Raw genomic sequence first — 26,187 nt, 5'->3', positions numbered from 1 at the left:
ATCGGGCCCCAACGCCCCATCCAGCCCCGACAAAGCAGCAGCCGTCCAGTCCCATCCCGACAAAGTAGCAGCCGTCCAGTTGCATCCCCGCGCCCCATAGATTTCTGGGAAAAGTCGGTATCAATTCTTAAAATTATCTACGTTTATCTGCGTTCCTCTGCCTTATATCTGCGGTCTCTTTATCGAGAGAAGATGGATGCCAGAAGTTTAACCCAATCCCCACCCCAAAGCAGCCAGCGTCCAGTCAGGCGCAGACAAAGCAGCCAGCCTCCCGTCCAATCTCGTCGCCGAGTCAGGACGAAATTTTCTCGATTAAAATACGGTAACATCCTGTGCTTAGTTGCTGGGGCGATCGCGCTTTTTTGGATTGTCACAATACCCTTCAGAATTCGCCGTCCCCCAGAACCGCCAGTCATTTTGACTCAAGAACCCCTCTCGCCGCCGATAATTCAAACACCGGAAAGTTTAGTCGATCGTCAAAGCGAGCCTACCTTCAGCTACAACATCAAAACACCTCCTAATTTAACTTACTCTCAAGAATTGCAAGGGATTGTTGATGAAGCTGTGAAGATTGCGACCAGCAAAGGACTGCCTGCAGACAAGCTATCAATTAGCTTAATTGATGTTAGCAATCCCCAAACCCACAGCATTGCCGGATATCAAAATCAAAGTCTCAGATTTCCCGCTAGCGTTGCCAAGTTATTTTGGATGGCAGCCTTTTACTCAGCCACCGAAAAAGGCATAATTACGCAAAAAGAATCAACGTTCAAAAACGACCTAGAACAAATGATTGGTTTCTCCAACAACGATGCCGCCAGCCGGATTTTAGACAAAATCACTGATACAAAATCAGGAGTCCGGCTCGCAGGAGAAGAGTTGCAAACATGGCTGCAAAAACGCACGCAAATTAATTCATTTTTCCAGTCAGCCGGCTACAATGATATTCGTATAAGCACCAAAAATTATCCCATACACTATTTGCATCAAGAAGGCCCTATCGGTCGTGACTTGCAATTGCGGGGCGATGCTTCCCAGCCAATTCGCAATCAAGTAACTAGCGATCAAGCCGCCAGATTAATATATGAAATCTATACTAGGCAAGCTGTTTCCAGCATCGCCAGCCGCAAAATGGCTTACTTGCTGACGAGAGATTTAGACCCCAAGGCCTGGAAAAATGACCCTACCAACTCGATCAAAGGATTTCTGGGCGAGTCTTTACCAACTAAGATTTATTTTGGTTCCAAGGTTGGCTATACTTCCAAATCCCGCAGCGAAGTGGCATTTGTCAGGACTTTGGACGATCGCGCGATTTATATCTTAGCTGTTTTTGCTGACGATCCCGCTTATTCCAGAGACGAAACAGCATTTCCGGCCATTTCGCGATACGTGTTCGATCGGCTCAACGCTCGCGAGATCAAAAGTTCCCAGTGATCTGATGTGGGGCGATCGAACAACCACAATAAAATTGGTTTGCAGTCAGGACTTTAGTTTTTTGATTCAGAAACACTGAAGTCCTCACTACAAACATAATTCATTGGTTCGTAGTGAGGACTTTACTCCTTCTGAATCAACCATTGTACAAACAATTTAACTGGGGCGAAAGGATTCGAACCTCTGAATGGCTGGACCAAAACCAGCTGCCTTACCACTTGGCGACGCCCCAACGTCTTAACCTTCATCATATTAGCATTCAAACACCTAAATCTGTCAAGCATTTTGACAGTAAAATCTCAAAAATATTTTTTAAACCGATCGCCCGCCAGTTTTTTGTTTGACCGGTGCGGGGCGATACAGCGGGACTTAAATCCAGAAATCTGCTCCCTGTAAGGGTTCCGAGATACACTTCAAACTGCCACCCTGCTGTTCCACCACAATCTGGTAACTGATAGACAAGCCTAGTCCCGTACCCTGCCCCATCGGGGTTAGTGGTAAAGAAAGGGTCAAACAAGCGGGATTTAGCTTTTTGGGTCAATCTCTGTCCGCTGTCGCGAATCCGAATCACCACAAATTTGCCGTTAGCGGAGCCCGCCCCTACGGGGGCTGCGCCAACGAAGAGGATCGACTTTCCAAACTCAGCATTCTCCCACTCTCCGGCCACCAGCGCCGTCGAGATGGCGACGTCTTGGGCGCGGGCCGATTTTCCCAAGAGTCGATCGCATTCCCCCAAATAGTCATAAATACTTGGTTGAGAGCTCCGGGATAGCACTCTACCTTCGGCAAGTCGCCCCAGTCTTTAATTACCTCAATTCCCGGTATCAGCCCGTTGGACTTCAAGCCGCCCTGCAAAATCAGCAGCCTGCTGTCAACCCCTTCGTGAATGTCCACCGGCTTCAATACCGGCCCTTGCAAAACAAGCTCTGTATTTTGTGTCGGGAGACTGTTGGCACAAGTCGCGTGCAGCCTGCTTGCGCCCAACTCAGAGCAACCCCTTGACTGAAATTGAAACTTTTGAGTTATGGAATTAGGACACCGCAGATCTAAATACGATACAAATTATATTTCGACTTGACTGTGCTTTTTAATACTCCGGCTGGGTGAATCTAAGAGCCTCCCCAGGGAAAAAACACGCTTCACCCATACATCGCGGATAGCAGTTTACAGAGAATTTTTGAATAAGTCAGTCCTAGAGGCAGGCGAGGCACAAAACCCGGGTTTTTTTCCTCAAGCATCTCTGGGATGAGCAACGATTTTCCAAGAAACCGGATTTTTTGGAGCAAGTTCTCTAAATTTAAGTGTATTTTAAGGGACTTGTCTAATCCTGCGTAGGAGGCTTGCTGGTAGATTAAAATAATCAATTTGTGCCACAATACCAGTGCGGTTTACGAGTCTGTGCCACAGACTACTCAATTACAGTGAGAAAATGAAGTACAAAAGATTGCCAAAATGTTAAACTTTGTAACGATAGTTGGTCAAACTCGACCGTCGAGGGTTTTAGCATTGAGATGGAGATTTTGCAAGTGTTGTAATAGGCGCTCGACTTTTCTAGCCATCCCTGTTTTCGAGCCCTTCGACATGGCGAAAATTATGTTTTCTCTTTTCAAAAGTTATAAATAAACCGGGAGAAGAATATGTCTGCAACTAGCATTCAAATACCAACTATTTTGGCAGTTGATGATAGCGTAGTAATGCAAGGACTGGTCAAACAAGCCTTAAGCAAAGAGTTTCGAGTTCTCGTGACAGACAATGCAGTCGATGCTTTATCAACGATTTATCACGAACAAATTTCTGTTTTGTTGCTCGATGTTTCGATGCCTGGTATTGACGGATTGGAACTCTGTCGCACAGTACGAAGCTTACCTCAATTTCAAAATTTGCCGATCGTAATGCTGACAGCCAGAGATGGAGCCTTTGATAAGGTGCAGGGTCGTTTGGCGGGAGCAACCGAGTATTTAACTAAGCCCTTTGATGCTGAAAAGTTGCGCGAAGTTATTGGTAAGTTTATCACTCTCAAATCATAAAAGAAGATGGGCGCGGTTTCAACCGCCGTCTCCTTCTATAGCAGTTAGATCTCTCATATGAGGTATTGACAGATCGATCGCTCAATCCCTCAATCCCCCAATTCCTCAATCTAAAATGTCAACTCCTCACCACGCTTGAAAAAGGCTATATATTTTCCCTAAGTGCTAAACTTTTAACTTAGCCAACAGCAGGGGAGCGATCGCGCTGATGGGTAAAACGTGCTGAGCTGCACCAAGGGCGATCGCCTCTTTCGGCATTCCAAAAACCACGCAACTGTCTCGATCTTGAGCAATTGTCAAGCCTCCTACTCGCGCGATCGCCAGCATACCCTCAGCACCGTCTCTACCCATTCCTGTTAGCAAAACACCAGCAGCCCCCCTACCATAAAAATTAGCAACTGACTTAAAAGTTACCGTTACAGATGGGCAGTGTCCCCCTTCACCACCACCTTCCGAATAAATAAATCGCCCTTGAGAATCCAATTCTAAATGACGCTTTTCAGGCGGAAAATAAATAATCCCAGCTTGCGGTAATTCCCGCAAACCAGCTATTCTCACCGGCAGTTTTGATTCACAACCCAACCAGTTAACCAATCCCTGCAAAAATCCTTCACTGATATGCTGGATGCAAATTACCGGCACTGGCAAATTAGCTGGAAACTGCGAAATAATCGACTGCAGCGCTTGCGGCCCGCCTGTAGACGCGCCTACAGCCAATAATTTAATAGTATGAGGCTTAAGATTTTCCCTGGATAATTGGTAATTGTGCGCTGATAATTGATTAATTTTTGGGCTGGGGCGATCGCTTGTTTCGATTCCTCCCAGCCTTTGATGCCGCGTAAATACTTTAACTCCCGACAAAACTTTAACTTTAGCAATTAATTCATTCGCGAGACGAGCGTAATCTGATGCCAACCCGCCAATCGGTTTGGGGAAAACATCTAATGCACCTGCTTCCATAAGTTCAAATACATTTTGAGTATCGCTTGCTTGTACAGAAGCACTAATTATTAAAATCGGTCGCGGGTATTTTTTCATCACTTCCTGCGTGAATTCTAACCCGTTCATTTTTGCCATATTAAAATCCGTACAGATAACGTCCGGCTGAAGTTTCGGAATTAATTCTAGTGCTTCTAACCCGTTGCAAGCGGTTCCTACAACTTGGATTTCTGGCGAAGCATCCAAAATGCGCTTGAGGACAATCGTAGCTACTGGGGAATCTTCTACTAACAATACTTTTATGACCGAAGACATGAATTTTTTAAGTAATTGGGAATGGATAATTGGGAATTGGGCGAGCGCGAAGCGGAGGGATTGGGAATTGGGAATGGATAATTGGGAATTGGGCGAGCGCGAAGCGGAGGGATTGGGAATTGGTAGCCGTCTCTCCCACTCTCCCACTCTCCCACTCTCCCCCTCTTCCTTCCCCTTCCCCTTCCCCTTCTTCTACAATTAAACTAACCTTTTCAAGGTTTCAATCAATACATCTTGATTGAACGTACCTTTAGGAATATAAGCATTAGCCCCGGCATCAGCCCCTCTTTTTCGATCTTCATCCGATGCCAAAGATGTTACCAAAATAATCGGCAACTCATTGTATTCTTTTTGCTCGCGAATTTTAACAGTAAGTCCTAAGCCATCCAAATTTGGCATTTGTATATCTGAAATCAGAGCATCAAAGTAGCGAGTTTTTAATTTATTGAAAGCATCCATTCCGTCTACGGCTGTCACCACTTCATAACCTGCACCTTCGAGGATGCGCTTTTCTTGAGTGCGGGTAGCGATCGAATCTTCTGCTAAAAGTATAACTTGTTTGCGGCTGACTGTCTCAACGGGCGATCGCCCGCCAGAAACCTCACGCGACGAAACTTGTTTGCGTACAGATTTTATCAAATCATGAGGATTGAGTACCATACAAACTTCCCCCGTTCCGAGAATCGTTGCACCTGAAACATTTCGCACCCGTTTCAACAATTGACTTTGAGGTTTAATCACCACATCCTGTGCGTCAATCAAAGTATCTATAAATAATCCCAATCTTTCCTCCCCAACTTTCAGGACAATACAAGACATTTTTTGAGAATTTGAAGTCAGGGATTCTCCCTCTATTTTCCTGTTGAGTTCTTTCCAACTTTCCTCTCTCCACTCCTGATTTTGAGGCAGCCATTCTCCCTTGCTTAATTCTAATAAATCTGCCAAATACGCAACTGATAGCGGCTGACCATCGACAAGTATAGTTGCTTTCCCTTCTAAAGGAAAAATATCAGAATTAGCCACCATTATTCCCGTATCAACAAACTCAATAGGCAGCGCATAAGCAACACCTTCAACAGCTATAATTAATACATTGGCAGTAGCTATAGATGTGCCGATCCTTAGCCGAAAAATACATCCTTTTCCTGGTACAGATTCAACTTGAATACTGCCTTTTAGTGATTCAACATTAGTCCGAACTACATCTAAACCAACCCCCCGGCCAGAGACTTCAGTAACAAATGTTCTGGTGGAAAAACCCGGAGCAAAAATCAACGATTGAATTTGGCTTTCTGTCATGAGGGCGAGTGCTTCCGGCGTGCAGACGTTGCGTTTGACAGCAGTTTGTTTAATGCGATCGAGATTCAGCCCCTGGCCATCATCAGCAACTTCAATGATAATATTACTAGCAGTCTGGTAGCCTTTAATTCGGAGAGTAGCCACGGGAGGTTTGCCGAGCCTTTCGCGTTCGGCGGTAGTCTCGATGCCGTGGTCGATCGCATTCCGAATCAGGTGCATCAAAGGGTCTTTCAGTTCTTCTAAAATGCGTTTATCAGCTAAAGTTTTCCCCCCTTCAATGACTAATGCAACTTCTTTTTCTTCCTGCTTCGCCAAGTCTCTAACCGCTCGGGGAAATATATTAAAAATAGTAGACAAAGGCAGCAGTCTAAGAGTGCGAATTCCTGAGCTTAATTCCTCCGTAATTAATTCGAGTCTAGCCGTATCTTCATCAACTAGATTATTCAAGCGATTTACTAAAGTTCCCAGATGTTCTAAATGTTCTTCAGTCCGCTGGTAATATTTCTGAAACTGCATGACTATCGAGTTTTGTTCAGACCCGGTTTTCTCAGTTTCTATTTGATGATAAGCCAACGGATTTATAAAAGCTTCTCGGCTCCAATCTTCCCACAAAGTTGTGATTTTTTCGAGTTCAGCAAGTCGGTGTACTAACCGAGTTTTCGTAACAGTTAGTTCCCCTACTTGAGTCATTAAATCGTCTAAACTTTTGGTAGCAACGCGAATTGTTTCGATGCGGTAAGACGAACTAAAAGAACCATTGTTAACAGTCGGTTCGGAATCCGATGTAGCAGCGGAGCCAGAAGCGGCAGGCAATTTTTGAGATTTCGACAGCAATTCTCGCTCCGATTGTACCGTCAAAAAAGAGAAATTACGATCTAAATTAGTGGCTAAAGAAGTTTCATTGTTTGTTTCTGGTGGTATATTTTCCGAATTAGTAAATTGCGTTTTTACTAATTCTTGTTCTGGTACTTGTGAAGATGATGGTTCTGCTGTCGGGGCGGCGGGCTGGGGATTGCTAGAAGCACCCATCATGCTAGCGAGCACGTAAAATGTATTGACGCCGGAATCTTGACCCGTGACGGCTTCGTTAACGAGTTGGCGAAGCGCCTCTAAACCTTGGGAAAGTCGATCGCTAAGCTCTGGATTTAGTTGAGTTTCTCCCCGCTTGATACCTCCCAAAATATGCTCTATTTGATGAGCTAAAGATGCTACATTTTTTACGCCCAACATCCCAGCATCACCTTTAAGAGAATGGGTTTCCCGCAGCAATTCTTCTAACTTAGCTAAGTCCCCTGGATGTTGTTCCAAGTACAGAAATCCATCGTCTAGTTTCTGCAAGTGTTCTTGACTAGCAATTTTAAATACATCTCGTAGTTCTCGATCTTCTATCATATATATCTTTGGGTAATCGGTAATCGCTAATTGGTAATCGCTAATTGGTAATCGCTAATTCTTCGGGAGCATCTCAGTTTTGCAAAAAGCATTTTTTTATCATAGTGCGAGTTTAATATCTCGCGTATTGTACAAATCGCGAGCGGGGAGGCTCGCACTGTAAATGCAAAACTGAAATGCGCCCAATTTTTCATTAAATCCATTAAATCCATTAAATCCCGTACACCCCTCGTTTCCGAACATACTTCTGACACCACAGACTTGAAATTTAATGCAGCTTCGGGTTTTTGAGTGCCGATTTTGACTTGAGTAATGCCGCTGACTGTTTGAAAAGCGGCTTGGTTGAGAGAATTCATGGCATCACCTACTTGCTGAATAGCGATCGCCTGCTGTTTAATATTAAAAGAAATTTGTTGATTGCTAGTAAACACCAGATTGCAAGCTTCCCAAACCCCCGTAAAAGCTTCTGCCATATCTCGTACTGTTTTCACCCCTGTCATATCAAATCCTGTCTTCATCGGAATAGTAAATTCAGGCGTTGACTGTTGACTGTTGACTGTTGACTGTTGACTGTTGACTGTTGATTGTTAACATCAGGTATGAATGCAACCGGAATTGATATTACTGCCGTTTTGGCTCCCTCTTCTGTTGCTTTCACAGTCGAGTAGATCGCACGTTTAATCTCTGGAATAATACCATTCATCTTTTGTGCCACTTCTTGACTTTCATCTGCTAACTTGCGAATTTCCCTTGCTACCAACGCCAAACCTTTACCGTACTCACCGGCTCTGACTGCTTCCACGGCGGCGTTGAGAGCCAGGATATTCCTATGGCTGGCTAAATCGCTAACCAAACTTGCTAAGGTCAAGATATTGCCAATCTGACTTGTACTGTCATCAGGGGGAAAAGAGGCTTACAGTTACATCTTTTTGTGAAGCTATCAGAACTAATCGCTATTCTTAAACAACTGCTTTTAGATCTAAAGCAGCTTCATTCAATTTTTGAGTACCGACTTTAGTTTGAGTGATACCGGAAGCCGTTTGTGCCGCTGCTTGGTTGAGTGAGTTCATAGCTTCCACCACTTGCTCGATCGCGATTGCTTGCTGTTTGGCGTTCAGCGAAATTTGCTGAGAGGTCAAAACCACATTGTTAATTGCATCAGCCACTCCAGCAAAGGCTGCTGCAGTTTCTGAGGCAATATTTACACCAAATTCTACAGTTTTAGTTCCTTCATCTGTCACCATTACTGTTGAGTTAATCGCCTTTTGAATATCAGCAACTAAGAGATTAATTTGCGTAGCAGATTTTTTACTGCGATCGGCAAGTTTGCGAATTTCTGACGCGACAACGCCAAATCCCTTGCCGTGTTCGCCCGCCCGCACTGCCTCCACGGCAGCATTAAGCGCTAACATATTAGTCTGATTTGCCAAATCGCTAACGACAGTTGAGATATTGCCAATGCGATCGGTTTGCTCGCTCAACTGCATAATTTGCCCTTGCATATCCTGCACTTTTGTTTTCAGCGTTGCCATTGCTTCTAAAGTTTGTTCAACAGCTTTTGTACCTGTTCCAGCTAAATTTAAAGCTTGTATTGCTTGAGATGCGGCAGTTTCTATCTGCTGTGAAGTCGCGCGAGAAGATGCGCCCAATTCGTCCATTGTCGTAGTAGTTTGATTGACTGAAGCTGCTTGCTGGCTTGCCATGCGTTCCTGTTCTTCAACTGTTGCTGCAATCTCAGTGGAAGAAGTAGCGATCGAACTAATTGCGCGATCGATAGTTCCGACAATTCCTGACGAAATTAGCCAAGCTATGCCCGCACCAAACAGCATTAAAAGCACCGAAGCAACCAGCAGCGTCGATATCAAAAAGTGTAAAGCTTCCTTTGTCATCTGCGTTTTTTCCTTAATTATATTTAATTCTGCTTCCCGAAATACCTGGTTCACTTCCACAAATTCATTCACAAAATTTGTGTACTTGCCTGTATTAAATAGAGCGATGGCTTTCTCTTTTTGATTTTGCTGCAATAAGCGAACAATTTCGTTAGAACCATCATAATATTCGTTGACTAGCTCTCGCATCCTATACAAACGGGTTTTCTGTGAGGGATCTTTAACGATCTGCTCTACATTATTCGCCGACTGGCGAGCTAATTCTGCACCTGCTTGAAAATCCTTTAAAAACTGCTGATTTTTATTAATTATATACCCGCGCATCCCCCGTACCATTTGCTCCGCACCTGCGGATATTTTACTGGTTTCTCCGATTACTTGCTCTACTCTTTCTGTTTCTTGGAAAGTGTTAAATACCTGATTGGTAGTAGCGATAACTACTACGGGAAACCCTAAGTATATAGTTGCTGGCACTAGATATCCGAGCAGTATCTTGTTTCTAATGTTTAAATTGTTAATTTTAGCAAACATCTTTTTTCCTGAATTTAAGATGGGATTTCTGTTGGTAATATTGTGACGCTGCGCTCTTCGTTAGGAATACCGCCTTAACAACAGAAATCAGCCGGCCACTTCTGGACTCGATGCCGTGCAGTGACACTAACAAATAATATCATAGCAAATTCCGTTTTATTGCTATAGCGGTTCTTAATTTTTGTGAGGTATGAGGGCGAGTAATTACATGGCTTACACCAAAAGGTCAATCAACCGGGTTTTTAACCGAGATTGAGGATTTTTGGGGAGTATTTGGGTGATAAAATTAGCTCTATGGCAACCTATATATAATTTCTCAATTACCAATTACGAAAAATCCCAGTGTATGGCACTTGTGCTGAGAAAGGCTATATCTTTTCTTGAATTTCCGGTGGCGCGGAGTTTCTTGGTGCCGGCGCAATTCCGATGGGCTGATAAAATCTTTTTTCAAACCTCCTCATCAACAACAATTCCCCCTTGTTTGAGGAGTTTATGTAAGTTGAGAACAGCGATGATTTTTTCTTTGTAAATAGTAGTACCGAGCAGATATTCGCGGTTTTCCGAAGTTATTGCAGCAGGAATAGTCGCAAGCTCTGCCACATTCAAATATATAATATTTAAGATTTCATCAACAATTATACCTGCAACCAAATCTTCAATTTCAACAACGATCGCCTTAGATAGAGATTTTGTATCCGCCGACATATTTAAAACATTCCGAATATCCACTAGCGTCAGAATCTCGCCCCGCAAATTCATATTTCCAATAATGCGATCGGGAGTGCAAGGAACCGGAGTTACTTGGCGAATGTCAGTAAATTCACGCACTACCTCTAGATTAATACCAAAATATTCGTCGTTTAAGAGAACCACCGCCAGCGACAGATTAATTGCTTCAGAATTTTTGCGATCGCCCAAGAGCCTCAAATTATCAGCTCGCTCTCGAAAAATTGCCTTTTCTTCCGGCATAGCATTGGGACAAAAAACGCGAGGCTGGCTCAAAAATTTAGCATTTTCCGCTAATAATTTTGGATCTATTTCTAAGTGCAAATTTTGGCTCTCTACCTTGCCAGCTAACGCCCCAGAGCCTGCAATGCTTGCAGAAAAGGGAATTTCTGCCTCTGTTTTGTCGGGAGAATATCGAATTAGGCGATCGAGATTGAGCAGCATAATCATATCGGCCCCGCAGCGAGCAAATCCAGCTACAAAATGATGCGACGCCTCTGAGTTGTCTCGCCCGTAAGATAGCTGCGGAGTTATTGCATCTTCCGGGATCTGCTTAACTTCGGTAACTTCATTAACAATGATGGCAACTCGAACTTCTTGCCATTCTATAACGATCGCACTATCTGTCAAACAATACTCGTGCCACAGATACCCAAAACGAAGATTTAGATCCATCACCGGCAGAATAGATCCCCTGAGATCGATCGCCCCAACAATATCTGGAGGCGCTTCGGCGATGGGTGTCAGCTCCGGTAGAAAGAAAATTTCCCGAACGCAGGCGACTTCTACACCCCAGAGCAAACCGTTCTGTTTAAATATAAGATACGGCTTAGTTTCCATATTGATTGTGACACTTTATTGACTGGGACTTGGGAAAAACACATGGTTTATGCGATCGTATTAGGTTGGGTAGCGAGGTACTTACAAAAAAAATTAGTTTGTAAATTCTCCCGGCGCGTCAGTTTTGTTAGCTGTACAATTTTACCATTTTTTTTTGAACATCCATCAATACTTGACTCGCTGTCATTTTTCCCTGCTGCTCTATCGGAGTATTCGGCGGTAGTTTTTTGAGAATTTCGCAGGATGAGTTGTACATTTTAATAGCTATATTTAGCTTACCTTCTTGAATGTATATATTTCCGAGTTCGAGATAAGCTGAAACAAAAGATGGGCAAAGATAAATGATTTTTCTCAAAATAATTTTAGCGGTTTCCAAATCTCCCTGTTCTTCAGCAATCTGCGCTTGTAAACAATAAGGAAATACTGACATAGAATCTACTTTGCTAGCTTGCTTGCAGTGTTCGATCGCCTGAGAATAATTACCTAAATTTGCATAAATTTGCGCCAACAAATAATCAGCATCAAAGGTCTGATATTGTAGAGATAACGCCTTTTCTGCCCGCTCAATTGCTTCAGTATAATCTTTATTTTTAAAGCATTGTTTAGCTTCTTTGATTAGCATTAAATAAGTTTCTGGCGGCGTTTTTGTGATTAAGTTATCATTTAATAATGACCCATCCTTGCCCGCACAATGTCCCTCGACATAGCGACTTTGCAGGATTTTTTCCAACGGAGTATCTGCTGTTAACAGCGACCCGATATCTGTAAAATTGCCGTTAGCAAAACTAGCTAGCACCGTTTTCGCTAACGGCAACTGACGGCTGTCGCTACCAACTTCCGCTCCCTTTCCCGATTCCCCAGAGGCTGATTTTACCTGGGATGCTGGTGCAATCAAAGACTCTATTTTACCTGGTTCATCCCCTAGAACATTCTTGGCTTGATAAACAACCGACTCCGGGAAAATTTTTGGTTGAAACTCCTTCATTACGTGATTGTAAACTTCCGCGTGACCGGTCATTAAATATCCTCCAGGTCTCAGCGTCTTGGCAAATTTTTTCAATACCTGGGAAATATATTTATCTTCAAAATAAACAAAAACATTTCTGCATAGTATCAAATCCATGTTATTAATATCTGTGTAAATATTAGGAAAATTATCTGTCACTAAATTGAGATTGCTAAAGCTCACAAATTGGCGCAATGTTCTATCTATTACCCACTCGGTTTTTTGCCTATCGAAATAGCGCGCTTGCAAATTTGGATCGACTAAGCGAAACGACCAAGGGCTGTAAATTCCCCGCTGCGCTTTTTCTATTACTTCTTGATTGATATCAGTACCTAAAACTAAAATATTCCATTTTTCCAAATCGGAAATTAGCTTTTTTAAAATAAAAACTAAAGAATAAGGTTCTTCACCGGTAGAACAGCCTGCACTCCAGATTCGCAGGGTTGGCTTAATCCCCAATTGATCGTGTAGTTTTAATTGGCGATCGATCAATTCCGGGAAAATGACTTTTTCTAGGAGCGAAAATTGTCCTTTGTCCCGCATGAAATAACTTTCGTTTGTTGTCAGCAGCAGGGCGAGTTTGTCCCATTCGTTTTGACTTTCCAGACTCGGAGCAGCTAACATTTGATAATAATTATCGGGTAAGGCTATTTTTACAGCTTTCATCCGAGTCAAAAGTTTTTGAGTCAAAGCCGATCGATCTTGCGGGCGAATTTGTAAACCGGTGCGAGCCGCAATTAATTGAATAAATAGCTGAATTTGTGCATCGTTCATATCAACTCGGTAAATTTGTTTAGGTAGAATCTGTGATGATGGGGAATTGGGCGGAGCGAAGCGGAGGGATTGGGAATTGGGAATGGGGAGTTGCGAATTGGGATTTGAGCCGATCGCACTCACCGCCACAATCCGAACGGAAATAAGATCGTGTCAGGTCGATCGACCGCAAGATTCGCGTTGGGGCGGTGAACTCACCCACAAAAACCATCGTTAATTTAGCAGATTGCGAGATCGAAAAGAGCAGGTAGAAAACAGACAGCAGCACGAAAAAAATTCGGCCGTTTTCCTTCTACCTGCTGCCTTCAAACCGTAAGGTGCGGCCCGCGCACCCTACACAATGCCGGTTCCAAATCCCGACTGTTTAAGCTGGAAAAATCCGCAGGCGGCGGTTAGGTTCTTCCCCAAAACTGTGAGATTTTAGGTGATAGTGTTCCACAAGTTCGTGCTGCATTTTGCGGACGTTGGGAGAACGCGGTAAGAGTTCCACCGGCTGTCCCTTGGGAATGACAATTTGCTCCACAGCCAAGCGGGTTTCTTCGAGAGCTTCGAGCTCGTCAGAAGTACCGCTGCGGGCGAATAAGGCGAGGTCTGCCACTTCCGGGGTGCCGGGGTCGTCCATGTCCAACAAGCGCCGCAAAGCTCTCGCTACGTGGGGAATAGTGCCAGCCTTGATTGTGTGCAGGGGAACTTGGCGAGTTTTGGCCAAGTGCCTTAATTTGGACTGGTTCCGCACGTTCGATCGCAAAGCCAAAACCACGTCAGCACTTTCAATATCCTTCGTCAACTGCACCGGCAAGTTCAGGGTCGAAATCACCTGTTCTAGCTGGTGGCGAGCTATGCCGTAAGGATAAACGTGGAGGGGCAAATCTTCGCCGTTAGGGCCGACGTTCTGGGAATAACGTCCCCGCTGCTGCGGTACTGGTTCCACGGACAGGGATTCTTCGAGGAGTTGCTCGAAATACCGAGTCTCAGGAGCCACCGGCGCGCTGTTAGCTGCTGCGAATTTCTCGCCTTGAGGGGGCATCGGCACCATTTTGCCGGCACTGCGCCACCCAGAAATCGGTGTGACAGGTCGGATTGCTGATACCGCAGCGGGGCCTGGGCTAGAAGCTGAGATCCCTGGAAAGCGGGCGGGGGGAGATGCTGACTCGCGCTCGATAATTACTTCTCCACTGTCGCTGACGCTTCTGATTTGCTGGTTCGGTTCGCGTCCCCGCAGCAGGCTGTCGATCGAATCTGAAACTCGCTCGTGGATTACCCAGCGCTGGCGTTCGAGCATTTCGATCGCAATTTCAAAAGTAGGCGGTGATTTGCGTTCCAAAACTGTCTTTTGAGAACCGCGCCGCCTTGCTTCGTCATCTCCTAGCGTCACCGCTTGGATTCCGCCAATTAAGTCTGCCAGAGTCGGGTTTTTCATCAAGTTTTCGATCCGGTTCCCGTGGGCGGTACCGACCAATTGCACGCCCCTTTCGGCGATCGTCCGAGCGGCCAAAGCTTCTAATTCCGTGCCGATTTCGTCAATCACGATCACTTGCGGCATATGGTTTTCCACTGCTTCGATCATGACTTGGTGCTGGAGTTCGGGACGGGAAACTTGCATTCTGCGAGCTCTGCCGATCGCCGGGTGCGGGATGTCTCCATCTCCGGCGATTTCGTTGGAGGTGTCGATGATTACCACTCGTTTTTCCAAGTCGTCGGCGAGCACGCGGGCGATTTCGCGCAGGGCTGTGGTTTTGCCGACTCCGGGGCGGCCTAGCATCAAAATTGACTGACCGGTTTCCACTAAATCGCGGATAATGCCGATCGTCCCGAACACAGCGCGGCCCACCCTCAATGTCAAGCCGATAATCTCGCCGCTGCGGTTGCGAAGGGCGCTAATTCGGTGCAGGGTTTGCTCGATACCGGCTCGATTGTCGCCGCCGAAGCTGCCGACTCGATCGATGCAATAGTTGAGGTCTGCTTTGGAAATCGGTGTTTGGGAAAGATGTTCGGCCGAGGATGGAAAACGAGCTTCTGGTCGGCGGCCCAAGTCCATTACAACCTCAATGAGATTGTTGCGCTGCGGGTGCTGCTCTAGGGGCTGCCGGATCTCGTCTGGCACGATTTCTAATAGTCTGTTGAGGTCGTCTGTAATCTGCATTCGCCTCGGTGTGTTCGGTGACGTTTTCAACTTTTTAGTCATTAGTCATTAGTCATTAGTCATTAGTCATCAGTTCGCGGATTACGCACGGGCAGTTAGAAACTGGGTTTCTACGAGTTTTGCGTGGATGAACGAGAAATATACTAAGAAACCGGGTTTCTGAGGTCGCAAATGCGATGGTGATATACAGTTGTTAGCTGTCAGTTGTTTTTGATTAACTAATGACCACGCTTCGACTTCGCGAGCGGGCAAGATGACTGATGACTAATGACCAATGACCAATGACTAATGACTTTTGATCTGGGAAACTAGAGAACGAGCTAAACTCACGGCCTCCGAGAGAAGTTCTGGGACGGCTTCGAGTTGATTCAACCGATGTGTTGGAACTTCGGCTGCTGGCTTGGCTGCTGGAACTGCCAACGCTCGATCGCTCTGCATTGTGTCTAATTGTTCTAAAATTGGCGACAGCAAAACCCTGGCATAGCTGCCGTAAGCTACACCTGCAATGTATTGGATGGGGGGAGATGACAATTTTTTTCCGCCATCCAAAAGCAGTCCAGAGGCTCTGAGTTTGCTGACAGTGCGATCGTTAGTGCCTCCTGCAAGTTGCACGAATCCCGGCAACTGGGCAGCCAAAACTTTTTGACCGAGTTTTACTGCGGCTCTAGTAGTTCCTGTTCCGATATCTCCGCTCATTGGCCTACCGTCGGTTTGCCAAATTAGGGGACAAGGAAGGGGGGAAATTATTTGATATAGTGTCCGCAAATAGTCAATCAAACCGTCTCCATCGGGGCAACTAATTGCTATTAATTTGAGTCGATCGACCCACGGAGCTATGCTCGACCAAAGTCGCGCAAAATCTACTTCTCTGCCTATTTGCGTGTGGATTTCTAGGGCATCCGCACCGGATTGCAAGATTAAAGGTGCGATCGCAGCGGGAGCAGACACGTAAGAACGAGTGTAGATTAATTGGCTCGGACAAATTGGCAAACAGCGACCGCAGCCATAGCATTGCTGGTCTATCACCCCGGAAAAACCCTCAACAGCTTCCTGAAAAACTATTGCCGAGGCCGGACATATTTTTTCGCAAGGCCGCCAGCAGTCCGTCGGACAATCGGCTGGGTTGAATTGGGCCTTGCGAAAATGCGGGTCTTCCCCATCGTTTAAACTCACCATCAGCCAGGGCAACCCTTTGCCCCCAAACCTGCGGTTGGGGGTTTTTGCCTGTAATTCGCTGGCAACTTGTAGGGCTTCTTTCGCTGCTGCGACGGCGGCGGGATCTGCCGCGACATCGATACAGTCAGCGCCTGCTAAGGTGTAAGCCAAGGTGAGATTCCGAACCGCCGGCAGGTGTTGAAAGCTCGCCCCACAGATCAACTTGAACCAGCGGCCGCTTTTTAATGAGTTTAGTGGATGATAATGTTCTGTCACCCTTATATGTTAATCCTTTGAGCTAAAAATTACGAGGCAAAAATTTGTACTGAGTTTTCCGGCTCAGCCAGATACAAGTATCAAAACGCTACCGATAGGAGTGGGACTTGGGGGTCAGCCCTAGATGTGGAGTATCGAGCATGACTTTTTTGGCAATCTAATTTTTTTAAGAGTTTTTGTTACGGGTACAATTTTTAATTTTTGGCTGAGGTTTTAATTGCAGGCAGACTTATAATAATATCATTTGTTAGCGGTGGGTGCAAGAGAAAAGCCGACTATTATTGCAGGATTGAGAGTTTTGGACTAGGAAAACTCGATTCGGAGCCATCTAGCGCTAACCAAAGCACCTGCGCGTATTGAGCGCACTCAAACCAAGGCAGAATGAAAGTTAAATAGCCGATCGCCACTGCTGATAAATCGGTATTTAGCGACACGATCGCGAGCGTGCAAGCAATATCCCCACAAAGCAAAACTAGCGATCGCACCCAGAATGCCTGTAGAAATAGCAGTATCTAAAATCCAATTGTGAGCTTTATAACTCGGTATTTTTTCAGTGCGAACCCGTCCGTTTGGGGCCATATAATCATAAGAAAACTGACCTAAGTTCACAATTTCAGGAACCTTATTGGGATTGGCGACGAAAGGATATGCGATGCCAAATCCGTTAAAACCCCAGCCAAAGAGAGGCCGTTTTTGAATCCCGCGCACAGCAAGTTCCCACAAAGGCGATCGGCTGGACATTACTTGTGCAACAGATACCCGATTCCAGTCCAGAGGTTAGCGTAAAAGTCATCACACTAATTGCCACTAAGCCGATCGCAATAGCTGGAATTAATTGTTTGTAATATTGCCGTCCCAACAAGTAAGATAGTGATATAATTAAAGATAAAATGGCTGTGCGAGTGTTGGTAAAGAGCAAAGCGGGGAGAATGAGAAATAAAGCGAGAGTGGAAGTGCGATCGCTAATTAATTTCCACTTCCAAGCTACCGCACAAATAACGGCTGTCAGAGTCAATACTATAGCTGCGTGGCCGCGGTGCGAGAAAAGTGCGATCCTCTTCGAGGGCTGCGCTAACGGCTGCTGTCCCCGAAAAATCCTGCTCGCCAAAACATCATGTGCGATCGACTGACCGTTCGTTGCTGTATAATCAATTTGCCAGTTGAAAACTTGCGGAAAAACGCTAACAGCTACAACCGCACCTCCTATCAGCAAACCCCGTATTTGACAGCAAAACAATTCTGGATGCAGTTTTAACAGCAGCCTATTGGTGAGGCTAAAAATAGAAATTAACAGCCAGTACAGCCAGCCGTCTCCCATTTGGTTTTGTCCCCAAAAAGAACGCTCCGGGAAAGGACTGTTTAGGGTAGAAATCGCTCCCACCGTCAAAAAAACTCCCCACAAAATCAGGCAGACTTTCCACTGCCGGGAAAAAGTTAAAAGTTTCCTTTCTTCCCATAAGAATGATAAATTTGAAAGCACAATCAGCAGGACAACAAAAACTTTAGGTTGCGTCCAAATTTCGCCGCGGCTGCCTCCCCAGGGGTTGATGAGAATGAGGCTGAAAGCATATAGCAGAGTGTAAAGATTTTTCATCGGAAAGATAGTTGTGTCACTGTTCGGGCTAGCATCGCGATCGCAGAATCTATGTTTCATCATTTCGATCGGAAAGATAGTTATGTCACTGTTTAAAAACCTCGCTGTCAACTGTCAACTGTCAACTGCCAACTGCCAACTGCCAACTGTTTAACCAGCCTGTCGCTTTTTCCGCAAAATATAGCGCATCCCAGCGAACCATAACAGCATTCCCTTAGCCGCCAAAATACTCCCCGGTTCCGGTACAGCTTCCGCATCAATGGGCTTGGGAATTTGCCGCATCTTGAAACTTCCTTCCCGTTCCTTAAAAGCTAATTGAATTGGAAATGCTGTTTCTGCTGTCGGGCCAAATAATGAATCAATCCCAGTGATTCTAAAATTATCTACTGGATAACCCAACAAAGAAATAAAGTCTAATTTATCTCCCGGACTGAAATTACCGAGAATCGAGTCTCCCACTGCAACAGTAAATTCCTGGTCATCGCCCACAGGGAAATCAAGAATTTCAGTAAATAAAGTGTCTTCCAGAGATTGGAATTCAAAGCCGTAAGTAGTGGGAGGGTCAAACCAGCGGCAGCCGGGAACTTTGTTGAAGACTTGCCAGCCATTTTGGAGAGAATTGGGCAGGATGGGGTTTTGCTGTGTCAGGCCGCGCTTTTCTTTTCCGAAGCCGCCGCCGCCGCTAGTTGCTACGCTAAAATCTGGCGATTCTTGTGGGTCGTAAACATCAACAAACAGCTCGTAATTGCCTGTGTCTTGACCGCGAGCACCTCCACCAGCAGCACGGACATCGAGGTTGATATTCCCACTACTGCCCACAGTACCAGTTAGTGCGGAGGCAAAGCCATTTCCTACAGGGCTACTGTCGTCGTCAAATCCTAGCTGAAAACCTGAGTCATTGTCAGTGCTTAAGAATGTGTTGGGGTTGCAGCGGTTGGAGGGGAGGTCGTTGTTTGTCCAGGCTCTATATTTGGAACCAGGAGTAAGGTCAGAGAGGTTAAAACGGTCTACTTCCAAACCGGAGGCGAGGCTGTCGGAGAACTTTTTAGTGGTTTTAGGACGAGTGAATGTGTTTGTCCATCCCCATGAGATTCCGTTGTAAATTGTGACTTCTTGGTTTGGTCTGAGATAAGCTAGATAAAGTTCAAAATTCCAGTCATGATTATAGATATAACTTGGGTTGGAATTTGTCCCTAAAACGTAAGGCACGTCTAGAAAAGAGTATGATGGTAGATTTGTTTGAGGATTAAACCTACCCAGATAATCAGCCGCTAGATAGAAAGGAGTATTAGAGGATAGATTATCGATTAGATTAAAAGACGTAGCTGTCATCCCATAAGCAGATACAGGCTGTCCGCCCGTATTAACATTTACCCTTTGAATCCAATAAGTTTGACCAAATTTTGGTTCATCATTCGGGTCGGCTTCATAATCTATCCAAATACTAGCTCCAAGGCCCATTTGTTTTCCACTAGGAGGAATACCAAGTTCAGGAAAAATAGACATTTCCTTACCACACTGAGTTATAGGAGCGCAGGGATAGTAAGAAATCACATTAAAAGCCCCTCCTAAGTTACCACCTTGTTTAAATTTCCAACCTTGCTGCTGATAAGGTCTTAACAAATCCAGAAGTGCATCGCTTCCACCTCGTTTTATTTCTTTGATATCTTTTGTTGTAACAGTAATTTTACCGCTGTCGCCAGTGTCGGGAATTGTCACATAGGTTTCCTGAGAAGAACTTGCTGTTGTACCTCTAAGCTGGAATGCAAATACAGGCTCTGTAATTAGAGCTATCGGAACCATTGATGCGAACCAAACTTTAGGTAGAAGTAGAAATTGCATTTTTATAAATCCTCCACATATTAAAAAAAAAGAAAAATTTTATTTGTGATGCGATTGCGGCAATTATTAAGCAAAATAGGTTAGGGTAGTACAAAGCTAAACTGTGTCCACGGACTAGATAAATTACCTGTCAACACTCCCATCAATTGCTTGCGTTCTGCCTTTTCACGATCCCGATACCATCTCTGGGCCTCAGCATTGGTGTAGGTAAACCGAACCTTAGAAATACCCGGTTTGAATCCTCTAAAAAACCAGAGATTACTATATTTGTCAGGTATTTGAAGGTAAATATTTTGAGCGCCCCAATAAAATTTCCCCTCCCAGAAAAGGTTAAGGCTTTCTCCCGCTCTAACTAATGGAAAATCTGATTCAGTCCGAAATACCAGACTAACTTGAATTTTACCTGCATAAAAATTTTCACCATCCACCGCCATAAATTCAGGTGTCAAAGAATCCAAAGAAACGCGAAAGGCTGTTAGGGTATTGTTAGTAATACGAACTCCAAATTGTATAGGAGTATAATTACTAGGTTCATTTTGGGGAATTGTCAATACTCTTTCCGGGACTAGAGTTTCAAGCTTAATACTACTATCAGAGGGCGTTGTCGCTCCTGCGGACCTATGGCTCAGTGCCATTACACCCGAAAGGATTAAAGCCAATAAAAATAAGCCCAAATGCTTCATCACATCAATCAGCTTTGCTTTCTTAAAGTGACTCATCAACTACTTGGTTATATATTAGGACTAATTCATAAATATTTTAACCGTAAAAATACTGATTTTTTACGTGATATTTTTTTGCTGCTACAATTAAAAATACTAAACTTCGATCGCCTGCAAAAAAAAGTATCTTACACTACAATATATAATTTATCAATAAAGTTTCGTATGTTCATCAACTTACCAAGTGTAAGTCCACAAAAGGCATCGCTATCCAACCAGTCCAGACTTTTTCTAATACCTGTTCTTTGATGTTAGTTGCTCTTTGTGCGGAAACGTGGTATATAAGTCCAAGATGATATGTACCGGGCTTGAGGTAATAAAAATAAATGTAGTTGTGTAATTGCGAGCTTTGTGTCAGTGCGCGACGAGAGAGCAATCGCAGAATCTTCAGTTCATTCGATAGTGATTCCTGTAGGGGCGGGTTCACCAACAATATCTGCCAACAATCTCCAATCTCAAAAACCCGCCCCGGTCGGGATATTAGGCCCTGTAAAAATTATCCAGCCTGTCGCTTTTTCCGCAAAATATAGCGCATCGCAGCAAACCACAGCAGCATTCCCTTAGCCGCCAAAATACTCCCCGGTTCCGGTACAGCTTCCGCATCAATTGGCCGAGAAATTTGCCGCATCTTGAAACTTCCTTCCCTTTCCTTAAAAGCTAATTGAATTGGAAATGCTGTTTCTGCTGTCGGGCCAAATAATGAATCAATCCCAGTGATTCTAAAATTATCTACTGGATAACCCAACAAAGAAATAAAGTCTAATTTATCTCCCGGACTGAAATTACCGAGAATCGAGTCTCCCACTGCAACAGTAAATTCCTGGTCATCGCCCACAGGGAAATCAAGAATTTCAGTAAATAAAGTGTCTTCCAGAGATTGGAATTCAAAGCCGTAAGTAGTGGGAGGGTCAAACCAGCGGCAGCCGGGAACTTTGTTGAAGACTTGCCAGCCATTTTGGAGAGAATTGGGCAGGATGGGGTTTTGCTGTGTCAGGCCGCGCTTTTCTTTTCCGAAGCCGCCGCCGCCGCTAGTTGCTACGCTAAAATCTGGCGATTCTTGTGGGTCGTAAACATCAACAAACAGCTCGTAATTGCCTGTGTCTTGACCGCGAGCACCTCCACCAGCAGCACGGACATTGAGGTTGATATTGCCACTACTGCCCACAGTACCAGTTAGTGCGGAGGCAAAGCCATTTCCTACAGGGCTACTGTCGTCGTTAAATCCTAGCTGAAAACCTGAGTCATTCTGAGTGCTTAAAAATGTGTTTGGGTTGCAGCGGTTGGAGGGAAGGTCATTGTTTGTCCAGGCTATATATTTTGAACCTGGAGTAAGGTCAGAGAGGTTAAAGCGGTCTACTTCCAAACCGGAGGCGAGGCTGTCGGAAAACTTTTTAGAGGTTTTAGGAGGAGTGAATATGCTTTCCCAACCCATGATATCCCATTATATATTGTCACTTCATTTGGGTTATTAATGGGATCTTTGACCTCAGCAAGATAAAGTTCTGCGCTCCAGTTTTTGTTGTTATAATAGATATCTTCTCGAGCTACAATATCTACAAAAAGAATTGTTTGATTTGGATACCTTACCACCTGACCATAGGTGTCGTAAAAAGGGTTAAATGTTGGTTTTTGGGGATTTCGAGGGTCGATAAAACCTAGTTGAGTTTGCTCTAGGACTGTATCAATTTTATCGTCAGGAGTTCCCGGCGGTTGCTGGATGGCTCCCTGCAGGGTAATGGTATTAGCATGATTGTTAACTACCCGTTGGATAAAATGGACGTTACTTCCTACTGGATCTCCGACACCAGGGTTATAAAGAACTTGTATTTCAGCTCCAATTCTTTCTGGGGTAGTAAGAAAAATAGAGGGAGCATAAACCCCAATATCAAACCTACCTGTTAAAGATTCTACAGGTTGCGCCTTGTTAAAAGTCCAACCATTTTGGGCCCAAACAGATGATGTGAGAAGGTTAAAAAAATCATTTGTGCCACCTAGTGGGAGTACAGAGACTGAGGTAGTAGAGACAGTCAAAGTACCAACACCAGGCTTTGTCTGAGATATTGAGGAACAGTAAGGCGAGGTAGGAGTGCATATCGGGTTTGGTTGTTGAGATGGCATTGTGAAAGAAAACGCGAAACTGGCTCTACCTGTGAGTAAAATCAGCAAGGGTGAACTTAATAAAATTGTCCAGTGTTGGGATAGTCTCATTGCTGACAACTCCTTTGTATGTACTAGGAAATAACAGTCTTGACCTGAAATCGAGTAAAAATTGCCACTTAAGTTTTATTTGGATTCAGATTGGACGATGCGAAACTTCACAAAGGGTGTGACTATTTGACCTGTCCAAATCCCTCGTGTTAATTTGTATTCAGTCATGTGTGGGTCATCACAGAATAATACTGACCTAGGATTGATGTATTTCAACCTAATTTGATAGTTACCAGGCCCAATATCGAAAGTCCATCCGCCACCCAATCCATCATTGCCTCCAAATAGAAGCTGATTGTTCTGCCAGAAAAGTTCCGCTTTCAAGAAAAAGGTTAGATTTTCTCGCGGTTGAACTAAGGGACAAGCCAGTTGCGGAGACTTGAGAAGCATACCTCTACCCCCAGAACTTCGTAATAAATTACCATCAGCATCTACTATTGCTAGTGGAAATACCAGCAGGGGATCGAGTGGAGGAAAGCGAATGGGGTAAGGTGTGTTGTTTGTAATTTGAAAACCGATCCGAACAGGAGTAGTAGCATCTTGTTTTTCAGGTATACGCCATACCCTGTCTGGTACTAAAATTTCCAACCGAATACCATTTCTTTCAACTGCATTGCTATCGATATTGCTATGTGTTGATTCAAAGGATGTCAATTCAGTTGCCCTCCCCAGTTCCGCATCAACAGCCCCAGCTAACAATCTGGGTACATGGCCGAGCGCAATTACACCGGAAGTGTCAGGTTGTTTTTTGGAAAGGGTCAATACAGGCTCTGGCATTATGCTTTCAAAGCGGATGCCATCAATTTCAGCGGATTTCAACTCAGTCACCCTGGTTATTCCTATATCAGAGGGCGCTGTCGCTCCTGCGGACACATGGCTCAGTGCCATTACACCCGAAATGATTAAAGCCAATAAAAACAAGGCAAAATGCTTAATCACATCAATTAGCTTTGCTTTCACAAAGTGACTCATCAATTACTTGGTTATATATTAGGACTAATTCATAAATGTTTTAACCGTAAAAATACTGATTTTTTACGTGATATTTTTATGATGAAACAATTAAAAATACTAAACTTCGATCGCCTCCAAAAAAAGTATCTTACACTACAATATATAATTTATCAATAAAGTTTCGTATGTTCATCAATTTACTAGGTGTAAGTCCACAAAAGGCATCGCTATCCAACCAGTCCAGACTTTTTCTAATACCTGTTCTTTGATGTTAGTTGCTCTTTGTGCGCCAATGAGGTATCTAAGTCCAAGATGATATTTACCGGGCTTGAGGTCATAAAAATAATAGAAGCCTCCAGCTTGGTATCGATGTTAGAACCCCGACTTCTTAGAGAAGTCGGGGTTCTGGGTGTTCTGTTTTTTTAGATTTGTCTGCTGGTTACTTGCTCAGCCGCTTGTAAACCGTAGCCAAAGCATGGCTATCCCCCACATTTCCCGGAAACAAAACAACTGGTAAATTGGGAAACAGAGGATGGTCGGCTGCTGTTTTCACCACCGAACAACCTGCGATAATTTGACCGATTTGCCTGACACTTTTGAGCGACAAACCTGTACTCAAAACATCATTAGAAGTAATGCCGCCCTTGCTAATCAAAAACCCGATATCGGCAGGCAGTCCCCGCACCACATCCATCAATAAAGCAGAAACCGCCTCTCCAAATTTTAACCTGATTTCCGCATTGTCAAATTCGAGTTCCTTGCGGCTGGTATAAATTACAGGCGTTTTACCATCGGCATTAGCAGTCCGGGCTTTTTCGAGAATTTCATCGAGCATTTGGGTGCGAGACTCGGGTGAATCTTCTAACAAGTGAGATACATCTATTTCAATGCTAACTATATTGGGTTCTTTTAACAACCGCTCCAATTGTTCAGTAGTTTTCTTAACGTGGGAACCAACTATTACTGCACCCGGTTTGCCATCCCTCACGTATTTTGCCATTTCGTCGGCTGCTACGGGCTGGTGGCCGATGTCAGCTAAGGATGTTAAAATACTGGCCGCGCTGCGGAATAAAAACTTTTTGCCTTGACTGGCTGCATCGAGAATGTGTTTGGCAAATGTGTTTAAATCGCCTTGACTTTCGCCGTCAACAACTGCACATTGGTTGTCTGTCATGTCCATCAGTCGATCTAAACTTCCGTAGCGTATATCTGCGAGTAAAATGCGATCGACTGTATCAGCTTTGATGCGACCTTTGGTTTTTTCTTCTACGTAGTCTGGCAGGTAACTGTGACTGTAGCCGAAGACTGAATCTTTGGCAAATTCGGTTTTGTGAACAGGGGTTGCAACGCTGTTAACCATGAGGTAGTGTACGCTGTTGCGGGTAATTCTGCCTCCTTCAAAAAAGGCGGGAATTAGAAAATGTGCGTCGAAGGGGCCTAGTTCTTCGGCGATCGCGTCGGTTTCGATGGGATAGTGACCGCGCAGGGTAGAATCAGAACGGCTAACTATTAGAAAGTCTTCGATTTTTTCGCTGGCGATCGCCTTTTTAAGATTTTGGCACACTTCGCGGGTGACGGAGGCTGCTTTTTCGGGAGTTAGCGATCGAGTATTTGTCAGTATAAAAAAAATCGGGGACTTGTCCCGCAGCCCCAAACGCAGGGTATCTTCGTCCCAACGTGTCAGCAGCAAGCAACTGTGCACGGTTTGCGAACCTGTTGGATCGTCGTCGAGAACTATAATCTTGGGTTGGCTAGAAGACATACTGACCTTGTTGTTAACGTCACCTTTCCAAGATATCCTTACCTGTTACTTAACAGCCAAAAATTTACAATTAGGATATTTCTTAACAATTCTCATTATTCATGAATTTTAAGATGTGTTGAATAATACCGGGCGGTTGAAACCCGGTTTATACTTACCTTACAGCCATTAAAGAGCGGGTTGAAGAAGGGGCGGTTAAAATTTAATAAGGTTGGGTTAACGCTGGTGTCAGAAGAGATTTCTTAGTGTTAGTTTTCGCGATGGTCGGCGATCGCGATCGCCGAGATTATGATAGTTATAAATTAACTGATTTGTGCGGGGAGAAATTAGCTTTTTAACTGAACCGTATTTGGTTAAAATTA

At 44.4% G+C, this 26,187-nt stretch carries 22 protein-coding genes and 1 tRNA gene; 3 read left to right on the top strand and 20 right to left on the bottom strand.

The features are described from left to right. On the top strand, positions 1-1,431 hold a 1,431-nt coding region (locus tag IQ263_RS05835; RefSeq protein WP_370588991.1), incomplete at its 5' end, for a serine hydrolase. A 160-nt stretch (positions 1,432-1,591) separates the two neighbouring features. Here IQ263_RS05835 and IQ263_RS05830 read toward each other — a convergent pair. The 3 genes from IQ263_RS05830 to IQ263_RS28210 form a co-directional block, all read right to left on the bottom strand. Then, positions 1,592-1,663, bottom strand: a tRNA-Gln gene (locus IQ263_RS05830). A gap of 27 nt (positions 1,664-1,690) precedes the next feature. Further along, positions 1,691-2,005, bottom strand: coding sequence for a hypothetical protein (locus IQ263_RS30080; RefSeq protein ID WP_486579270.1), 315 nt, complete (start codon positions 2,003-2,005; stop codon positions 1,691-1,693). A 26-nt stretch (positions 2,006-2,031) separates the two neighbouring features. After that, positions 2,032-2,415, bottom strand: a complete 384-nt coding sequence (locus IQ263_RS28210) for a hypothetical protein (protein ID WP_228049816.1) — start codon at positions 2,413-2,415, stop codon at positions 2,032-2,034. Positions 2,416-3,068: 653 nt separating this feature from the next. Between IQ263_RS28210 and IQ263_RS05820 the strand changes: the two genes are divergently transcribed. Continuing rightward, positions 3,069-3,458: a response regulator gene (locus tag IQ263_RS05820; protein ID WP_194013022.1), complete on the top strand. Its 390-nt coding sequence runs from the start codon at positions 3,069-3,071 to the stop codon at positions 3,456-3,458. Between the two features lie 165 nt (positions 3,459-3,623). Here IQ263_RS05820 and cheB read toward each other — a convergent pair whose 3' ends face one another. After that, positions 3,624-4,712 (bottom strand): chemotaxis-specific protein-glutamate methyltransferase CheB, encoded by a 1,089-nt coding sequence (cheB, locus tag IQ263_RS05815; RefSeq protein WP_194066582.1) that lies wholly within the window; start codon positions 4,710-4,712, stop codon positions 3,624-3,626. Between cheB and IQ263_RS05810 the strand changes: the two genes are divergently transcribed. Beyond that, positions 4,699-4,914, top strand: a complete 216-nt coding sequence (locus IQ263_RS05810) for a hypothetical protein (protein WP_194066581.1) — start codon at positions 4,699-4,701, stop codon at positions 4,912-4,914. The two genes, cheB and IQ263_RS05810, sit on opposite strands and share 14 nt — an antisense overlap. On the opposite strand, the gene IQ263_RS05805 is transcribed toward IQ263_RS05810, so the two are convergent. The 16 genes from IQ263_RS05805 to IQ263_RS05735 all read right to left on the bottom strand — a co-directional run bounded on the left by IQ263_RS05805 (position 4,911) and on the right by IQ263_RS05735 (position 25,825). Next, positions 4,911-7,403, bottom strand: a complete 2,493-nt coding sequence (locus tag IQ263_RS05805) for a hybrid sensor histidine kinase/response regulator (RefSeq protein ID WP_194066580.1) — start codon at positions 7,401-7,403, stop codon at positions 4,911-4,913. The genes IQ263_RS05810 and IQ263_RS05805 overlap by 4 nt on opposite strands. A 26-nt stretch (positions 7,404-7,429) precedes the next feature. Beyond that, positions 7,430-7,921: a methyl-accepting chemotaxis domain-containing protein gene (locus IQ263_RS05800; RefSeq protein ID WP_194066579.1), complete on the bottom strand. Its 492-nt coding sequence runs from the start codon at positions 7,919-7,921 to the stop codon at positions 7,430-7,432. Further along, positions 7,918-8,271, bottom strand: coding sequence for a methyl-accepting chemotaxis protein (locus tag IQ263_RS05795; protein ID WP_370588989.1), 354 nt, complete (start codon positions 8,269-8,271; stop codon positions 7,918-7,920). The genes IQ263_RS05800 and IQ263_RS05795 overlap by 4 nt, the downstream gene beginning before the upstream one ends. Positions 8,272-8,362: 91 nt before the next feature. Then, entirely contained in the window at positions 8,363-9,823 is a 1,461-nt protein-coding gene (locus IQ263_RS05790; RefSeq protein ID WP_194066578.1) for a methyl-accepting chemotaxis protein, read from the bottom strand. A 447-nt stretch (positions 9,824-10,270) separates the two neighbouring features. After that, on the bottom strand, positions 10,271-11,389 hold the full coding sequence (locus IQ263_RS05785) for a chemotaxis protein CheW (protein ID WP_194066577.1): 1,119 nt from the start codon (positions 11,387-11,389) through the stop codon (positions 10,271-10,273). A gap of 127 nt (positions 11,390-11,516) precedes the next feature. Then, positions 11,517-13,169: a CheR family methyltransferase gene (locus IQ263_RS05780; protein ID WP_194066576.1), complete on the bottom strand. Its 1,653-nt coding sequence runs from the start codon at positions 13,167-13,169 to the stop codon at positions 11,517-11,519. Between the two features lie 364 nt (positions 13,170-13,533). Next, complete coding sequence (locus tag IQ263_RS05775) at positions 13,534-15,312, bottom strand: R3H domain-containing nucleic acid-binding protein (protein ID WP_194066585.1); 1,779 nt, start codon at positions 15,310-15,312, stop codon at positions 13,534-13,536. Positions 15,313-15,597: 285 nt separating this feature from the next. Next, complete coding sequence (gene ldpA / locus IQ263_RS05770) at positions 15,598-16,743, bottom strand: circadian clock protein LdpA (RefSeq protein ID WP_194066575.1); 1,146 nt, start codon at positions 16,741-16,743, stop codon at positions 15,598-15,600. Between the two features lie 366 nt (positions 16,744-17,109). Beyond that, positions 17,110-17,352 (bottom strand): hypothetical protein, encoded by a 243-nt coding sequence (locus tag IQ263_RS29740; RefSeq protein ID WP_339384756.1) that lies wholly within the window; start codon positions 17,350-17,352, stop codon positions 17,110-17,112. 55 nt (positions 17,353-17,407) lie between these two features. Further along, positions 17,408-18,400, bottom strand: a complete 993-nt coding sequence (locus IQ263_RS05765) for a hypothetical protein (RefSeq protein ID WP_228049814.1) — start codon at positions 18,398-18,400, stop codon at positions 17,408-17,410. A gap of 87 nt (positions 18,401-18,487) precedes the next feature. Beyond that, a complete protein-coding gene (locus IQ263_RS28200) occupies positions 18,488-20,179 on the bottom strand; it encodes a hypothetical protein (RefSeq protein WP_228049813.1) in 1,692 nt (563 codons plus the stop codon). A gap of 80 nt (positions 20,180-20,259) precedes the next feature. After that, a complete protein-coding gene (locus tag IQ263_RS05755; RefSeq protein WP_194066574.1) occupies positions 20,260-20,898 on the bottom strand; it encodes a hypothetical protein in 639 nt (212 codons plus the stop codon). Between the two features lie 499 nt (positions 20,899-21,397). After that, a complete protein-coding gene (locus IQ263_RS28195; protein ID WP_228049812.1) occupies positions 21,398-22,333 on the bottom strand; it encodes a hypothetical protein in 936 nt (311 codons plus the stop codon). Continuing rightward, entirely contained in the window at positions 22,255-23,019 is a 765-nt protein-coding gene (locus tag IQ263_RS05745) for a hypothetical protein (RefSeq protein WP_228049811.1), read from the bottom strand. The genes IQ263_RS28195 and IQ263_RS05745 overlap by 79 nt, the downstream gene beginning before the upstream one ends. Positions 23,020-23,184: 165 nt before the next feature. Continuing rightward, positions 23,185-24,081, bottom strand: coding sequence for a hypothetical protein (locus IQ263_RS05740; RefSeq protein WP_194066572.1), 897 nt, complete (start codon positions 24,079-24,081; stop codon positions 23,185-23,187). Positions 24,082-24,502: 421 nt separating this feature from the next. Beyond that, positions 24,503-25,825: a four-carbon acid sugar kinase family protein gene (locus IQ263_RS05735; RefSeq protein WP_194066571.1), complete on the bottom strand. Its 1,323-nt coding sequence runs from the start codon at positions 25,823-25,825 to the stop codon at positions 24,503-24,505. Between the last annotated feature and the right edge of the window lie 362 nt (positions 25,826-26,187).

Origin of the sequence: Tychonema sp. LEGE 06208 (genome assembly GCF_015207505.1) — a bacterium.
Taxonomy (GTDB): Bacteria; Cyanobacteriota; Cyanobacteriia; order Cyanobacteriales; family Microcoleaceae; genus Microcoleus.
The sequence above is the reverse complement of the archived record's forward strand: the minus strand, read 5'-3'. Positions and strand labels throughout refer to the sequence as shown.

Coding starts and splice junctions, on each gene's coding strand:
- IQ263_RS05740 (WP_194066572.1), bottom strand. CDS start 24,081: ATGAGTCACTTTGTGAAAGCAAAGCTAATTGATGTGATTAAGCATTTT.
- IQ263_RS05780 (WP_194066576.1), bottom strand. CDS start 13,169: ATGAACGATGCACAAATTCAGCTATTTATTCAATTAATTGCGGCTCGC.
- IQ263_RS05735 (WP_194066571.1), bottom strand. CDS start 25,825: ATGTCTTCTAGCCAACCCAAGATTATAGTTCTCGACGACGATCCAACA.
- IQ263_RS05790 (WP_194066578.1), bottom strand. CDS start 9,823: ATGTTTGCTAAAATTAACAATTTAAACATTAGAAACAAGATACTGCTC.
- IQ263_RS05785 (WP_194066577.1), bottom strand. CDS start 11,389: ATGGAAACTAAGCCGTATCTTATATTTAAACAGAACGGTTTGCTCTGG.
- IQ263_RS05800 (WP_194066579.1), bottom strand. CDS start 7,921: ATGAAGACAGGATTTGATATGACAGGGGTGAAAACAGTACGAGATATG.
- IQ263_RS05765 (WP_228049814.1), bottom strand. CDS start 18,400: ATGATGAAACATAGATTCTGCGATCGCGATGCTAGCCCGAACAGTGAC.
- cheB (WP_194066582.1), bottom strand. CDS start 4,712: ATGTCTTCGGTCATAAAAGTATTGTTAGTAGAAGATTCCCCAGTAGCT.
- IQ263_RS05755 (WP_194066574.1), bottom strand. CDS start 20,898: ATGAGTCACTTTAAGAAAGCAAAGCTGATTGATGTGATGAAGCATTTG.
- IQ263_RS05775 (WP_194066585.1), bottom strand. CDS start 15,312: ATGCAGATTACAGACGACCTCAACAGACTATTAGAAATCGTGCCAGAC.
- IQ263_RS05810 (WP_194066581.1), top strand. CDS start 4,699: ATGACCGAAGACATGAATTTTTTAAGTAATTGGGAATGGATAATTGGG.
- IQ263_RS05805 (WP_194066580.1), bottom strand. CDS start 7,403: ATGATAGAAGATCGAGAACTACGAGATGTATTTAAAATTGCTAGTCAA.
- IQ263_RS28195 (WP_228049812.1), bottom strand. CDS start 22,333: ATGGGTTGGGAAAGCATATTCACTCCTCCTAAAACCTCTAAAAAGTTT.
- IQ263_RS05745 (WP_228049811.1), bottom strand. CDS start 23,019: ATGCCATCTCAACAACCAAACCCGATATGCACTCCTACCTCGCCTTAC.
- IQ263_RS05820 (WP_194013022.1), top strand. CDS start 3,069: ATGTCTGCAACTAGCATTCAAATACCAACTATTTTGGCAGTTGATGAT.
- IQ263_RS28200 (WP_228049813.1), bottom strand. CDS start 20,179: ATGCAATTTCTACTTCTACCTAAAGTTTGGTTCGCATCAATGGTTCCG.